Raw genomic sequence first — 14517 nt, 5'->3', positions numbered from 1 at the left:
TGTCCTTAGTACTATGCTTTGCTTATCTCGACTTTCTCAGCTAAGGTGAACCAATCTTGGCCGTCACCACCACGCTCAAGTTTTACAATGGATTTTTCAATGGCAAGAGCGTCACGAATATCTAGAAAAAACTGTTCCAGTTGCTCAGTACTGCTGTCGTTGGGATAGCCAGCCGCCGCCAACAATTGCTGACCACTAAGCGGTTCTCCAGCTTGTTTTAACGCTTCAACTACTTTGATCATCTGTTTGCTCATACGGCTACCTGCATTTTTTTTTACGGCAGAACGTTTTGGTTTAGGTTGTCTTTTGACAGCCTCACGTTCGGTCTTAATTTTTTTTAGCAAGACTTCGACACTGTTTTCTCCGCTAATTAAATCCGGGTTGGCCACGCGCCAATCAGCAGTGAGCTCACCCCGGAAAGCTTTGACTAGTATGGATTGACTGATTTTATTGATTCGCTCTAATGCAATTGCAGCTTTTATTTCAGCGTGATCTGCGAAGGTGAAAAGTTCTTCAACGCGGCGGACAATTTCGATTTGTTCTTTACACGAAGGGAGTTGTAAAGGGTATGTAGCCAAACTCTTTGCTGATAGATTCGGCTGAGCAGAACCGTTATCAAACTTATTAATTAAATTTTTAGCTGGAGGACTAATAAGAAAATAATATGCGAAATCTCTGTCTATGTAATCACTTGGTCTGACAATTACAAGGGAGGATGCAATCGCCCCTGTTTTGTAGTGAACACGGGCGGTTTTTCCCATTGTTGCTCCACGGAGGCAATAAACTAGGTCTGTTGATTTCGTTTTCCCTCCACTTAATGAGCCATACTTAGTTTCCGAAATGAAATTCATGCGTTCATCATCAAGTGTCCCGTCTGCATTAATATGCCCTGTATTTATAAATGGAATTCCTTTTTCTACATATTCACTTTTATTCGGATAATTTTTCCCTCTATCACCATTTATGAGATTAACAACAGACCCTAGTCTTACCCATTGCCATCCCTCGATAGGGTCAAGATAATATTCATCTTGGGTTAACGTTGGCAGATTGACATTGTGTTTCACAGCTACGTTTTTGAATTTATTCTTCATTCGCCATACCTCTGTCAACTTTCCACTAACTGCGGCGGTGAGGATTGATTGGCGGAAGGTTTTTAGGATTTCAGGGATGCGTTCGAGGCGGGCCTTAGTAGCTTCCACCTGCGCCAACAGGGTATCAAGCTTATCGGCAATAACTTTTTGTTCAGCTAAAGGGGGAAGTATGAAAGGCAACGTTTTTGCAGTAGCGCCCGAAATTTCCTTAAAGGTTGTGCCCGTGCCCATACTTTCAGCTACATCCTTAATGCTTCTAAGGTAGTGGTAGGCATAAACTGAATCAACACCATAGGTAAAAACAAAGCTCTTAAACCCTTGATTAGTTGAAATCTCATTTTGTGCAATGGCTACATATCCAATCGGTGCACGGCTGCTAAACAGCAAGCTTCCTTTAGGCAATATTTTTGCGGAACTCGAATCGTACCCTTGCTGACTCAAATCTCTAGCACCGAAGCTTATATATTTGCCAGTATAACCACGAAGATCCGCTGGAGTTAACCAAGGAATCCCAGTACCCGATTCTTTAAAGTTTTCTTGATTACCAGTCTTTGGGGTCCCTCCAGCAACAACGTCTGCAATGTCCCCAATCTTTAGATCTATCCAATTGCATGAATTGGTTGAAATCATTAATTAGCCCCTTCCAACGCCGCCAACAACCAATCCAGCTCATTCAACGCGGTTTCCAGTTCTTCTTTTGCTTCTCGCGCAAGCACGTCAGGCTCGGGCAAATTGGCGGCATCCACGCTATCTTTATCTATTAGCCAAGAGATATCCAACGAGTCACCTTTGATGTCAGCGATCCATTTACGGCTAAAGTAGCGCCAGCGTGAATGGCTGAGGCGTTCATCAATATCCTGATTTTCTTCCACTATGTCTTTGCGTACTTCAATCTCTTGTGCACCGAAGCTGTATTCACCTTCAGTACGCTTGCTGATTCCTGCAGGGTTGTCACCATACACTTTTTCAAATGCGCCGAGGTGTGGGTCTGTGCCGAAGTCTTGTGGCGCAAAGCCAATGTCGGCATCACCAAAGGGCGTGCGCTTACCAAAACTAGGCATATTGGTACGCAGGTCGTATACCCAAACATTCTCAGTACAGTTTTCTTGCTGATATTTGTTTTTTGCGCTCCCTTTAGCGAAAAATAATACATTGGTTTTTACGCCATGTGCGTAAAAGATACCAGTTGGTAAGCGTAAGATGGTATGGAGATTGCATTTGTTCATTAAATCGCGGCGAACATCCGTACCAACACCAGACTCAAATAGAACGTTATCTGGCAACACTACAGCTGCCCGACCACCAGCCCTAAGCCCCAGATAAATATGCTGCAAAAAAGCAAATTGTTTATTTGTATTAGGAAATGGAATATCGCTGCGCAAAGGACGCTGTCCCCCGGCCTTGTTACCAAAGGGAGGGTTGGCTACGATTACGTCAGCTTTATCCAACTCCGCTGCGTCATCAGTTAGCGCATCACCATAAATAATACTTGCGTCTAAACGATGTAAAAAAGTATTCATCAAGCAAATTCGACGAGTATTCTTCTCTATTTCTACACCTTGGTATTTAGGAGGGTTAGTTTGATATTCTTTGTGCGAATATTTGTTTCGAATGAAGCTATCAGCAGAGACTAAGAAACCACCACTTCCGATCGCAGGGTCCTGAATTAATTCGCCAAGGCCTGGTTGTATTAATCTCACAATAGTATTAACTAAAGAGCGTGGAGTGAAATACTGCCCAGCCCCCGAACGAGTATCTTGAGCGCTCTTATCGATTAAGCCGCTGTAGAGGTCACCAAATCCATCTTTTCCTACTTGATGCCACTCTATTTTTGAAATACCGTTTATGACAGCTTTTAAATTTTCGGAATGAGAAAAAACCGTTGTAGGGAATGCATAAATCGCTCTTATAACTTCATTTTCAACATTTGCACCCAAATGCGTGAGCATCTCTTGATAGAACCCTAGTAAGCCTTCTTCTTCATGGGATTCTAGGTCAGCCCATCGATAACCTTTCGGTATCAATTTTTCTGAACCATTTTCCTGAGCAATCTTGAGAAACAGTAGATAGCTGAGTTCAGATACATACTGATAATAGGTGATCCCATCACCTCTCAGGATGTTACATAAACTCCAAATTTTTTGAATGATTGTCTCTTGTTTCATGTTTTCTTTAACTCAGGATTAAACTACGCTCAGAATGACAATTCTACGTTAAGAAAGCGATAAAAAGATACTCATTGGTAATCAGTTTGTCTTGTCTTCCGTCAGAGATAGTGGGATCTCAGAAGCCTTCGTGTGGAAACTCATCAATTCAGGCTCCCTGCAGGGTATTGGCACAGTGGTAGTAATTTCAGCATATATAGGTTACTACCCTGACTTGGCTCATTTAGGGAGGAGGGGAATCACACATCGACAATACTGTCAGGTAAGTAATCGTCCTGTCAGACGAAGAGTCGCGAGTGGTTGAATACGATGACTGAAGCAATGCGTGTTGAATACAAAATCAACATTATCACAGCGTTTCAGTATGGTAGTCTGAATGCAGTATTCAACCCGGATCTGATTACCGATAACTCACTCAAACATGAAACAAGGTAACCGGTGCTGACCAACTGTAAATAGACCCGTTTTAGTTCCATGCATTTTTTTTGATCCCGGCCAAATAATGGTACTGTCGGTATTCCTCCGGTGTCATATTGTTCAGTGATTCATGAGGGCGTTCACAGTTATATTCTGACACCCATCTTTCCGTGATTTTCCGCACTTCATTCAGCGTACTGAACAGATAAAAATCGAGTATTTCTGTACGGTATGTTCGGTTAAAGCGCTCAATAAAAGCGTTCTGTGTCGGCTTACCCGGCTGGATAAACTCCAGTTTTACTGCATGTTGCTCTGCCCATTCAGCCAGTGCAAGTGAGATAAATTCCGGACCATGCGTAACATGACAGGATAGCCGCGATTTGCCGCGATCCTGTCAAGCACACGGACCACGCGCTGAGCTGGCAGATTCAGATCGATTTCAATCGACAACGCCTCACGGTTAAAGTCATCAACGACATTGAACGTGCGAAAACGACGTCCACAGACCAGGGCGTCATGCATAAAGTCGACAGACCAGCTCTGGTTCAGCGCTTCCGGAGTGGCCAGTGGCGAGGGATCACGCACCGGCAACCGCTGTTTGCCATTACGGCGAAAATTCAGTTTCAGCAGACAGTAAATACGGTGGATCCTTTTGTGATTCCACGGATGTCCCTCCCGCCTCAGAACCTGAAAAAGTTACGGAAAACCGTATCGTGGGTATCGCTCGGCCACTGCCTGCAACGCGACAATAACGGGTTCGTCCCGCGTGGTATCCGGATGGTAATGGTAAACCGTTCTGCTCAGGTTCAGACTCCAGCAGGCCTGACGGATACTGAGTCCAAATGTCGTTATCAGATGAGTGACCATCTCTCGCTAACAGGCTGGTTTTAAAGCTTTTTTTCGATAACATCTTTCAGTGCCCGGTTCTCAAGGCTCAGGTCGGCAAACATCTGTTTGAGACGCCGATTCTCGTCCTCAAGATCCTTGATTTAATATCAGAAGCCTCCATGCCGCCGTACCTGGACTTCCAGTTAATGGGATGGACTACCTCCTCCCGCTACGGTTAACTGTACGAAATATGCTCACCAGGAGAATCACCATGAATATCGTATTTCTGGGTATTGATCTGGCTAAAAATGTTTTTCAGATCTGCGGGTTAAACCAGGCCGGCAAACCGGTTTATACAAAACGCACTGGCCGAAAAGAATTGCTCCAGACGCTGGCAAATATTCCTGCATATCTGATTGGGATCGAAGCGTCCACCGGGGCATTTTACTGGCAGCGTGAGTTTGAGAAACTGGGTCATAACGTAAAAGTCATCAGCCCCCAATATGTAAAACCTTTTGTCCGGGGGCAAAAAAAATGACGGTAACGATGCGCAGGCGATAGCTGTGGCTCTGATGCAACCTACGATGTAGTTTGTTCCACCGAAAAGCCCTGAACAGCAGGATATTCAGGCTCTGCACCGAGCAAGACAGCGTATTGTCAATCATCGTACTGCGACAGTCTGTCAAATCCGGGGACTGCTGCTTGATCGGGGAATAACAATCGGCGCGGCAGTCTCAAGAGTTCGTCGTGCTGTTCCGCTTATCCTTGAAGATGCTGAAAATGGTCTTAGCGTTAGAATGCGCAGGACGATTGCCGAACTCTATGATCTCTTTAACGATCTCGAGCGTCGGATCCATTTTTTTGATAAGGAAATTGAAACAGTATTCAGGCAATCAGAAGCCTGTCAGCGTATCGCCAAAGTTAAAGGCATTGGCCCTAAAACGGCCACGGCCGTTATTGCTGCTATTGGCAAAGGAACTGAATTTAAGAATGGCCGCCACTTTGCTGCATGGCTGGGTCTGGTTCCACGCCAGCATTCGAGTGGCGACAGGCAGGTGCTGATGAATATGACGAAAAAAGGCGACAAGCATCTGCGAACACTTTTTATTCATGGTGCCCGCGCTGTCGTCAGGGTTGCCACGAATAACAATGATAGTCATATGAATCAGTGGGTTAACCAATTAAAGGAACGGCGCGGATTTAATAAAACGACCGTGGCGGTCGCTAACAAAAACGCGAGAATAATCTGGTCGATGCTGAGAAATGAGACCGAGTATCAGGTAGTGTGAAATTAATCCCCTGCCAGCAAAAGTTGCAGCGTACTGAGAAATGGTGACAGGTTGCACCTGCACACTCGGAACCTGACTATTATATTGGCCTCAGAGGCCGTCCAGTTGTTGAGGCGATTGTGTGCGGATTACCCATTTGGGCACAGATTTTCCTGATGCCGGATAGATGTAAGCAACAACCCAAAACCAGATTCAGTACTTGCAAAACGGAGGTAGTCCATAGATGTAGTAGGTGGCTTCAGATATACCGGCCTCCCGGCAGACATCTTTAACGGTTCGTCCTGCTTCAACCGACTTAATCACAGCGATGATCTGATTCTCAGTAAAACGGGCTTTACGCATCGCGATCTCCTTCGTTGGAAGATTGATTATGCCGGATGATCTCTAAATATGAATGGAATTAAAACGGGTCTATTTACACTGGCTTCTCACCATTTTCTATTTTCACTATAAATGAGAAAACAAAGTTAACATCCAGTGAAGATTTAATGTCACAAAGTGGTTTTACTTTGTCCTCAATTAAATCAACAAGATGATGAAGTTGATCACTGAGATCTAATGAAACCTCCTCCTTAGCGCAAATCTTCCAGCTAGTTTCAATACTTGGCCGTCTTTCTCTTCACCTTGGTTTCAGTTGGAGACATACCCTAGCGAATAGTAACATCCTCCGTATCGAATTTTTCTCCATAGATGGGAAAATCCGCCATTGCAGTTGTTCGGTAATGACTCCAACTTACTGATAGTGTTTTATGTTCAGATAATGCCCGATGACTTTGTCATGCAGCTCCACCGATTTTGAGAACGACAGTGACTTCCGTCCCAGCCTTGCCAGATGTTGTCTCAGATTCAGGTTATGTCGCTCAATGCGCTGAGTGTAACGCTTGCTGATTACGTGCAGCTTTCCCTTCAGGCGGGATTCATACAGCGGCCAGCCATCCGTCATCCATACCACGACCTCAAAGGCCGACAGCAGGCTCAGAAGACGCTCCAGTGTGGCCAGAGTGCGTTCACCGAAGACGTGCGCCACAACCGTCCTCCGTATCCTGTCATACGCGTAAAACAGCCAGCGCTGACGTGATTTAGCACCGACGTAGCCCCACTGTTCGTCCATTTCAGCGCAGACAATCACATCACTGCCCGGCTGTATGCGCGAGGTTACCGACTGCGGCCTGAGTTTTTTAAGTGACGTAAAATCGTGTTGAGGCCAACGCCCATAATGCGGGCGGTTGCCCGGCATCCAACACCATTCATGGCCATATCAATGATTTTCTGGTGTGTACCGGGTTGAGAAGCGGTGTAAGTGAACTGCAGTTGCCATGTTTTACGGCAGTGAGAGCAGAGATAGCGCTGATGTCCGGCAGTACTTTTACCGTTACGCACCACGCCTTCAGTAGCTGAGCAGGAGGGACAACTGATGGAGATGGAAGCCACGGGAGCACCTCAAAAACACCATCATACACTAAATCAGTAAGTTGGCACCATTACCTATTCCTTTATCTATTAAAATTACCTTTGGATAAGACTGGTTAGCTTCTTTTCTAGGAAATGTAGATAATTTATTTTCTGCATCTACATCTTTTTTTGCAATTGTGAGAATCGGAGATGGGTAGTATTTCCTAACAATAGGATTATTTTTTAGTTCTTTTAATAATGCTACAACTTCAGTGTTGGAATTTTCTTTGGGAAATAATGTAATGATGTTGTCTGAAAAAAAACGTGATTCAGCAACAAACTCAATCGTAGGGAATTGTAATTTCAAGTCGTTAACAAAACTTTTATAAATTGAGGATATTTCATCATCACTTAATGTTTCATTTTTTCGAGCAGTGAATAACTCCACAATTATCTCGCGTTTTTTCTCCAATAATTCTTGAGCTAACTCAACATCACTAATAGAGCATTTATCATTTCCTGTGTATAATTCAATGTCTTGGATCGCACTAACTTCGCTTCGTAGTTTTCCAACTTTAGGAACAATCTCGCCATTTTTATTAAATTTTATTTCAGATTGAACTTTCGCTTGAGATAGACGTTCAGCCAGGCTTGGTAACGATTTTTCATTAACCTGAACATATATTTCACCAATATCACCACCGCCGATAACTGGATATTTGTAATTGAATATTGCAGAAGTAGGTCTATGGCTTTTGGCTATAGCATCCTCTTTTAATGATACTTTTATAGTTGCAAATTTTTTGTTTTTCCTTTGCTGCAATTGCTGGGAGATCAAAGAGGTTTTAAATATTAACTCTGCTTTATGCCGAGCGAAAGCAGAGTCATCACCGTGGAAAAAATCTTTATTGTCTCCACCTGGAATTACTTCAGGACTATAAATATATTTTTTGCTGTTTTTTATCTTTAAAATGTTTTTTTTATTCATTTTTATCTTTCACCCATCTTGATATGGTACTTTTGTGTTTTCCAATGAGAGTAGAAACGTCTTGTATAGAATAATCATGTTTGGTTATTAGGTTCTTTGCCAGCTCATGCTCAGACCCCGAAAGTATTGATTTTGTTATTTCATTGTTATAATTGGCATTTATTACAAAGTATGCTTTGATTGCATTGTATAGGTCTACTGTTTTACACTCATTTATAATAGTGAAGCGCTTAATAAATTCAATGCAGTTTTTTATTTCTGCTGGCGTAAATCCATCTAAGATTATATTTAAAAAAGTAAGCTCGCCATTAGATATCGTCATTGGTGATAGATATGCTGATATTATCTTTTCACGAATAATTTTTGTCGGTTTAGGAACTTTTATTTTATTCTGAAAACGTCTCCACACCGCTGGATCTAATAACCCTTCATGGTTTGTTGTCGCTATTACAATGCCGCTTTCTTTTCTTCTATCTAAGCATTGGAGAAGAGTATTCACAACCCTTTTTATTTCTCCAACTTCCTTGCTGTCATCTCTATATTTAGCGATTGCATCAAATTCATCCAATAAAAGGATGCAATTATATCTTTCCGCAAAATCGAAGAGGGATGATATATTTCTTGCGCTGGTGCCTAAATAAGATGACAGCATAGCATCTAGCCTTGCAGAAACTAAGGGTAGGTTTAGTTTTGCTGCTAAGTACTTTGCTAATTCGGTTTTTCCTGTTCCTGGTTCTCCGAAGAAAAGACAGCTATAGCTAGGTAATATACCATTGGTTTTTAAACGTTCTGCATATTCCCATTCAGCTAAAATTCCATCAATTGCACTTGTAATATTTTCATCAAAAAAATGAAATTTTTGGAATTCGTTAATTTCGTTGGGGAAAATAACTTCAGCCAAAGGCATACTGTTTTCTTTATCAACAGGCAAAGGTGTTGATGCGGTCATTTCGCTTTTGCTGGAGAGAAATCCTTTGCTCCACGTTATTTTTTTATTGTCAAGAGCAAGGTTTTTTTTTGTGTCAGCTTTGTCCACCAGAGCACTAAGTGCTCTGGCTTCGATAGTTAGACCATCCTTCTGGAGGCTATCTCTCAATTTGAGAATTGCTTTAATCACCTCCTGCGAAGGGGCATCTTTCAAAGCAAAACGACAAATTGTGGCGATTAGGTTCATATACTTAGTCATTACATCATTCTTAGACTTTGTTGCAGATTCTTGCAACTATACACCTTGGGATGGATGCAAAAAAGATGTTTTGTGCAACATTTTTCTGAAATAACGGCATATTACTCGATTCTATGTTTTCCTAAGACCAAAAAACGTCGTAAATGAGACTTATGTGCCTTTGATAACAACCCATCTTGATATATTAATATTATTCAATTAGATAGGAGTTTATCGGTCGATTTTAAGGCGTTGATCTCGTCGGTGGTTTATGAAGAACAATCTATTAGTACTATAATGTCGCAAATTTGTTTGTTTTATCGATATCAAAAGCCACTCCGTGCGGTAGTTGATACCATGATTGACGCCACTCGGTGAGTAATTTTTGCCTTTTCACGTTCATAATGGTTCTTACCCGTTTTTGGGTAAAATTTGTACAGTCTGGGGTGGCATTGACTCTGACTCGAAATCCTGCTTCATTCAGAAACAGAATTCCGGCATGATCTACACTCGGCGAATGGAAGTGGTGCCGATGAAAAAATCACGATTCACCGAAGAGCAGATTGTCTTTGCCCTGAAGCAAGCCGAACTGGAGACGTCCTTGCCGGACGTCTATCCTAAGCTGGGCATTTCTGATGCCACATTCCATACTTGGCACAAGAAATATGGCGGGATTTCCCCTCCTGAGCTGAAGCATATGCGGCAGCTTGAGGAAGAGAATCTCAGGCTGAAGAAGCTGGTTGCCGATCTCAGCCTGCAGGATGTGCTGGCAAAAAAGAACTGACTCTGGCGCGTCTGCGCGAATGGGTCCCGGACCTTCAGGCACGCTATGGATCCAGCGAGCGGCAGGTCTGTTTTGCACTACGGATCAGCCACAGCTCTTTCCGCTACCGCTCTGTGGCGGCAGACGACAGCGCACTACGCCTTCGTATCAGGGAGATCACCGAAACCCGGGTCCACTATCGCTATCGCAGGGTTCACGTCATGCTCAGGCGGGAGGGCTGGCGGGATAATCATAAACTCATTTACCGACTCTATCGCGAGCAGGGTCTGTCCCTGCGTCTCAAACGCCCACGCCGAAATAAATCGGCACAGCGGCGACAGTCCCAGCCTCAGGGGTTGTATCCAAATCATGTCTGGGGCATGGATTTTGTCTCTGACGCCTTATTTGACGGGCGTCGGTTACGTCTGCTGACGATCATTGATCTCTACACGCGTGAATGTCTGGGGATTTGCGTGGGTCAGAATCTGCGCTCAACGGAGGTCGCAGAGATGCTGAACGCTATTGCGCTCAGACGTCCCTTACCAACAATTGCTGAAAACCGATAATGGCTCTGAATTTGCAGGGAAAATGCTGGACAAATGGGTGTACGAAAGAGGGATCCGCATCGACTTCTCACGACCGGGAACGCCAACGGATAATGCCACAGTGGAGTCGTTCAACGGCAGGCTGCGACAGGAGTGTCTGAACGAAAACTGGTTCATGTATCTGGAGGATGCACGGTGCAAAATCGAAGCTTGGCGCATCACTATAACCAGAGACGCCCTCATTCTGCGCTGGGCTGGATGACCCCGTCCGAATTTGCTGAAAAGTCTGCCGGTTGCCAGAACATGCAACTAACATGAAGCCGGTTATTCCTGATTATGACTGGAGCATATTCGGGGTCAGGGTCATTATGAAGACATTACTAACATTGGTGTGTATTAATCAACGGGGAGCAGGTCCGCATCTATGGGATACATATTTAGTAGGTGAATAAGATAAGAGGTTTCCGTTTAGGGGGGATAGATATAAAAATCACTTTTGAGTTCACCAAAGAACAGTGTATCTTATAGGCAAGATATGTTTAATATATACGACCATATATTAAACGCGTACGAGATAATGGATGAAATTAAACCCCTAACTTACAACAACCCAACCCAACCCAACCCAACCGAACCCAACCCAAACAAAATTTTAATCAATTCTGTTAAGGCGGCATATGACATCTGAAAGTAATAGAACCGGTTCAATTGGCGTTAACTATATATCAGGCATCTTCACGAAATGGGGATGGGGATTTCAGCCTATTTCTCAAGAAAATGATGACGGTTACGACGGATTACTATACATCCGCACAAAAAAGATTGACCCAACCGATCCTAACAATAAAAGTAAGCAGTCCTGGAATTTCACTGGTGGAGTGATTCACGTTCAAGTCAAGACAGGGAGTAGCTATATTACAAAAAAAGATAAAGACATAATGAAAATAAAAATTAACAAACTTGAGCAAAAAAAAGAGATATGGCAAATATCACCTATCCCATGCATCTTAATTCATGTTGATCTGGATGATGACGATGAACCGTTGCTTTCCTACTGGGCTGACTTGAAACTTCAAGATACATACAATCCAAAAGAGAGTTCTGTCATTACCATTCCTATAAAAAACCGTCTGGCTAAATCAAAGGAATGTCAAGGTCCACTAAGACGTTTAGCAAGAGTGTCAAAAAATTACTCTGAGAAACCAATTTTAGACTTGAGACATAATGACTCATTAAAAGGGATTCTTCCCTTAAGCCTTCCGGGGAATTTAAAAGATTCACTAAAATATAGAGCAATAAAATTTTACCAAGAATGGAAGGAAACAGGAGCGAAAAACCCTTTCTTTGGAGATATTTTAATTAATAGAACAGGGTGGAGCCATATAACACGAAAAGGGCGACCTATTGCAAGAATCGAAGCTAGCTTTGGGTTGTTACCAATTGCAGCCAGAATAATCAACGAGGTTTCCAGATGGAGAATGCTTACTCCTATGAGGCGTTATGATAATAGAAAAGATGGCTTTACCTCAATCGTTGATTTTGTAGGATTAACGGCCAAGGTTATTTTAAAGAATCGTTCTTCAGCTGAAGTAATGGTTGTTCTAAAAAGAGAGATAAAGTTTAAAACAAGTGAAGGAGATACAACCGCTAAAACTAGGCTTTGGTTTTATACTGTTTACGAGCCGGGCAGAGGGAAATAGGCGTTGGCGGTACACTCGCGCTCTGACTGAACCCAGACATGAAATCTTCACCGGTGCCAGAAAAAGGTCTGGCTCCTATATATTGCGGATACCGCAACGCCAGATGACACAATACTATATAAATGGATAGAGTCAATATTGTGAAACTTTTTTAACAAAATTATAACGCTTTTCCGCTAAGACCCAATATTAGTCAGCTAAGATAGAACATGGATTTTGAACATCTCAAACACTTAACCGACAACAACAGAAGCCCGCTTTTGCTGGCTGCATGTATCACTGGGTATGACTATAACGATGCTTTGATGATTCTCCGGGAGCTGGGTTGCAAGTTGGCCGGTACAATTAAGGCCGGTAAAAAAGATAGATACTGGATTGACGGCGCTTACATGCGAAGCTGTTGAGCATAAAGCCTACCTGGCAATTGGTGAGTATCTGGCCTTTGCTGGCGGAGCAGTGTCGATGCCCGAACGTCTGGAGGAAATCACACTGGCCGTGGCCGAGCTGCGCAACCGGCGTGGCCATGAACTGAACGTAAGAACGTGATCCGCCCCCTCCGTATCTAGTTCGATTTCGACCGTTTTTGGGTTGAGTTCTCAGATGGTCGCGTAATCGGCTCCCCTCTTTTCTGGTATCCGCGCCTGGAGCATGACAGTTTGGCGCAGCGCATGGCTTATGAGTTATCTTTCGAAGGCATCCACTGGCTGGAGTTCGATGAGGATTTATGCGTCGAGGGGATATTGGCAGGCGGCAAGAGTTCCCAGATACGCGAATAGTAGAAACTAAAAAGCCCCTATTGAGGGGCTTTATTTTTATGCGGCTTGAGGTGACAGATGGTAATCGCCGGAACCAATCCAACACATACGGTTACACTGGCCGCTAAGGGCATCAAGCACGTCATAAACAACATCTTCTGCATCCGCAGACATATCGCGTTCGAGAGCGTTATTTAGGACGTTGAATGCAAGAGCGCCGCCGTCGCGACCCAAGGCATCAACCATATCACGGACGAGCGCAAACAGAGCCTGACGACTCGCACCCTGCGTAACAATCTGGTTAATTTCTCTTTCGTAATTCACTCTATTTTTCTTCATCATTTTGAACCTCCCAAAGATGCCGGGTGGCTTCCAGGTGCTTCTCGTATTCCTGGATGTGCATATCATGCCTTGGGACAATCATAGCATGGGTATCTGAATCCACAATGATCTCTAAATGCTCATTGTAATCAAAAACGCTGACATCAATCCCAAAACAACACAATCCACGTCGAGGTTGGAAAAGATGCGAAGGGATATTGGTCTTCGGGGGTCTCGTAAGCGATAAGCCCTGCTCCAGATGAATAAACCGACCTTCTGTAGTCAGTCTAACGTCTATAACCTGATCAGCCTGAATATTTTCTTCAATCTCTGAGCGAACAGCCAGACAATCACGAGTACCCTGCATTATCAGTGGGAGCTGGTCAATATCAGCCGTCATCATACGCAGGTATCTAATCGTCACTTCATCGCTTCCTGATTGCCAGAAAATTGGTGAACGCATTCTGCCGCAATGACTTATTCACAACAAGAGGTACTACCAGAAAAGGCAGTGATATCGGGAATAATGAGGCGGTCTGATATTTTTGCCCACGGAACAAACTACTTGACGAAGTTTTTTTTCCCGGGCCCGTGATTTCTCTTCCGGACCCACGCATGCACATTTCATTAGCTGTTGGTGGGGAAAAGGTAAGTGGTTAGTCAGCAGTGACTTCGGTGCTGTGGTCACCTGCCAGGCAGTTCAGGCAGCTCAGGCAGTAGTGTTCAGCGTAGTAATCGCTGTAGCAACCAAGGCGGTGCCCGTCGGCCTTGCGTACCAATGGTAACGACGCAGCATGCGTATCCGTCGCGCCTCCAGCGGCTCACGGGGCACATACGGGCAGTGGCGTCCGTTCTCCGTCAGGTCTTCCCATGTGTGCTAGAACCACGGGCGGTTGGAGGCCCATTCAGGGTGGAATGCCAGCGCACTATCGCAGAGGTAGTAGGTATAGTGGTTGTAAGGATAAATCTGGGCAGTGGTCGCTCCCCCTGATACTTTGATTGCCATCGAGAGCAATAAACGATTTTGCGTACATAGCATTGGTCCTTTGTTGGATGACGTGCAGGGCTAAACCGTCCCAGAGAGGGCAGCAGTGC

The 14517-nt window shown here is 44.0% G+C and carries 10 protein-coding genes and 6 pseudogenes; 5 read left to right on the top strand and 11 right to left on the bottom strand.

The window, feature by feature from the left end; genetic code table 11:
* Positions 1-11: 11 nt before the first annotated feature.
* From ACJBF3_RS10725 to ACJBF3_RS10715, 3 genes and pseudogenes are all read right to left on the bottom strand, one after another.
* Positions 12-1724, bottom strand: a complete 1713-nt coding sequence (locus tag ACJBF3_RS10725; RefSeq protein WP_213734504.1) for a restriction endonuclease subunit S — start codon at positions 1722-1724, stop codon at positions 12-14.
* Positions 1724-3259: an N-6 DNA methylase gene (locus tag ACJBF3_RS10720; protein WP_213734506.1), complete on the bottom strand. Its 1536-nt coding sequence runs from the start codon at positions 3257-3259 to the stop codon at positions 1724-1726. Before ACJBF3_RS10720 ends, ACJBF3_RS10725 begins: the two co-directional genes overlap by 1 nt.
* A 466-nt stretch (positions 3260-3725) precedes the next feature.
* A pseudogene (locus ACJBF3_RS10715) lies at positions 3726-4709 on the bottom strand (IS3 family transposase); the annotation flags it as partial.
* Between the two features lie 66 nt (positions 4710-4775).
* On the opposite strand from ACJBF3_RS10715, the pseudogene ACJBF3_RS10710 reads away from it, so the two are divergent.
* Positions 4776-5793: pseudogene (locus tag ACJBF3_RS10710) on the top strand (IS110 family transposase).
* Between the two features lie 225 nt (positions 5794-6018).
* Here the strand turns inward: ACJBF3_RS10710 and ACJBF3_RS10705 are convergent.
* From ACJBF3_RS10705 to ACJBF3_RS10685, 5 genes and pseudogenes are all read right to left on the bottom strand, one after another.
* Positions 6019-6135 (bottom strand): annotated as a pseudogene (locus ACJBF3_RS10705) (transposase); the annotation flags it as partial.
* A 73-nt stretch (positions 6136-6208) separates the two neighbouring features.
* Positions 6209-6394: a DUF4279 domain-containing protein gene (locus ACJBF3_RS10700; RefSeq protein WP_213734540.1), complete on the bottom strand. Its 186-nt coding sequence runs from the start codon at positions 6392-6394 to the stop codon at positions 6209-6211.
* Positions 6395-6526: 132 nt separating this feature from the next.
* A protein-coding gene (locus ACJBF3_RS10695; protein WP_223216367.1) for an IS1 family transposase occupies positions 6527-7224 on the bottom strand; the annotation gives its coding sequence in 2 pieces (ribosomal slippage) (positions 6527-6975 and positions 6975-7224; 699 coding nt in all).
* A 28-nt stretch (positions 7225-7252) separates the two neighbouring features.
* Positions 7253-8173 (bottom strand): hypothetical protein, encoded by a 921-nt coding sequence (locus ACJBF3_RS10690; protein ID WP_406545017.1) that lies wholly within the window; start codon positions 8171-8173, stop codon positions 7253-7255.
* Positions 8166-9395, bottom strand: a complete 1230-nt coding sequence (locus ACJBF3_RS10685) for an AAA family ATPase (RefSeq protein WP_213734532.1) — start codon at positions 9393-9395, stop codon at positions 8166-8168. The genes ACJBF3_RS10690 and ACJBF3_RS10685 overlap by 8 nt, the downstream gene beginning before the upstream one ends.
* A gap of 475 nt (positions 9396-9870) precedes the next feature.
* Here ACJBF3_RS10685 and ACJBF3_RS10680 point away from each other — a divergent pair.
* From ACJBF3_RS10680 to ACJBF3_RS10665, 4 genes and pseudogenes are all read left to right on the top strand, one after another.
* Positions 9871-10964 (top strand): annotated as a pseudogene (locus ACJBF3_RS10680) (IS3 family transposase).
* A 359-nt stretch (positions 10965-11323) separates the two neighbouring features.
* Positions 11324-12346, top strand: coding sequence for a DUF4365 domain-containing protein (locus ACJBF3_RS10675; RefSeq protein WP_149692550.1), 1023 nt, complete (start codon positions 11324-11326; stop codon positions 12344-12346).
* Positions 12347-12721: 375 nt separating this feature from the next.
* The gene (locus ACJBF3_RS10670) at positions 12722-12892 is read left to right on the top strand and encodes a hypothetical protein (protein ID WP_188092853.1); all 171 of its coding nucleotides are present in this window, start codon (positions 12722-12724) and stop codon (positions 12890-12892) included.
* Between the two features lie 41 nt (positions 12893-12933).
* Positions 12934-13122 (top strand): annotated as a pseudogene (locus ACJBF3_RS10665) (DUF2442 domain-containing protein); the annotation flags it as partial.
* A gap of 36 nt (positions 13123-13158) precedes the next feature.
* On the opposite strand, the gene ACJBF3_RS10660 reads toward ACJBF3_RS10665, so the two are convergent.
* From ACJBF3_RS10660 to ACJBF3_RS10650, 3 genes and pseudogenes are all read right to left on the bottom strand, one after another.
* Entirely contained in the window at positions 13159-13443 is a 285-nt protein-coding gene (locus ACJBF3_RS10660) for a hypothetical protein (protein ID WP_149692551.1), read from the bottom strand.
* Positions 13427-13885: a hypothetical protein gene (locus tag ACJBF3_RS10655; RefSeq protein WP_149692552.1), complete on the bottom strand. Its 459-nt coding sequence runs from the start codon at positions 13883-13885 to the stop codon at positions 13427-13429. The genes ACJBF3_RS10660 and ACJBF3_RS10655 overlap by 17 nt, the downstream gene beginning before the upstream one ends.
* Before the next feature lie 193 nt (positions 13886-14078).
* Positions 14079-14456: pseudogene (locus ACJBF3_RS10650) on the bottom strand (hypothetical protein).
* Positions 14457-14517: the final 61 nt, after the last annotated feature.

The sequence above is a fragment of the Enterobacter sp. PP-008-ECC_S150 genome (assembly GCF_045257065.1).
GTDB lineage: Bacteria > Pseudomonadota > Gammaproteobacteria > Enterobacterales > Enterobacteriaceae > Enterobacter > Enterobacter chengduensis.
Note: the sequence above shows the minus strand (reverse complement) of the source record. Positions and strands in the feature narration are given on the sequence as shown.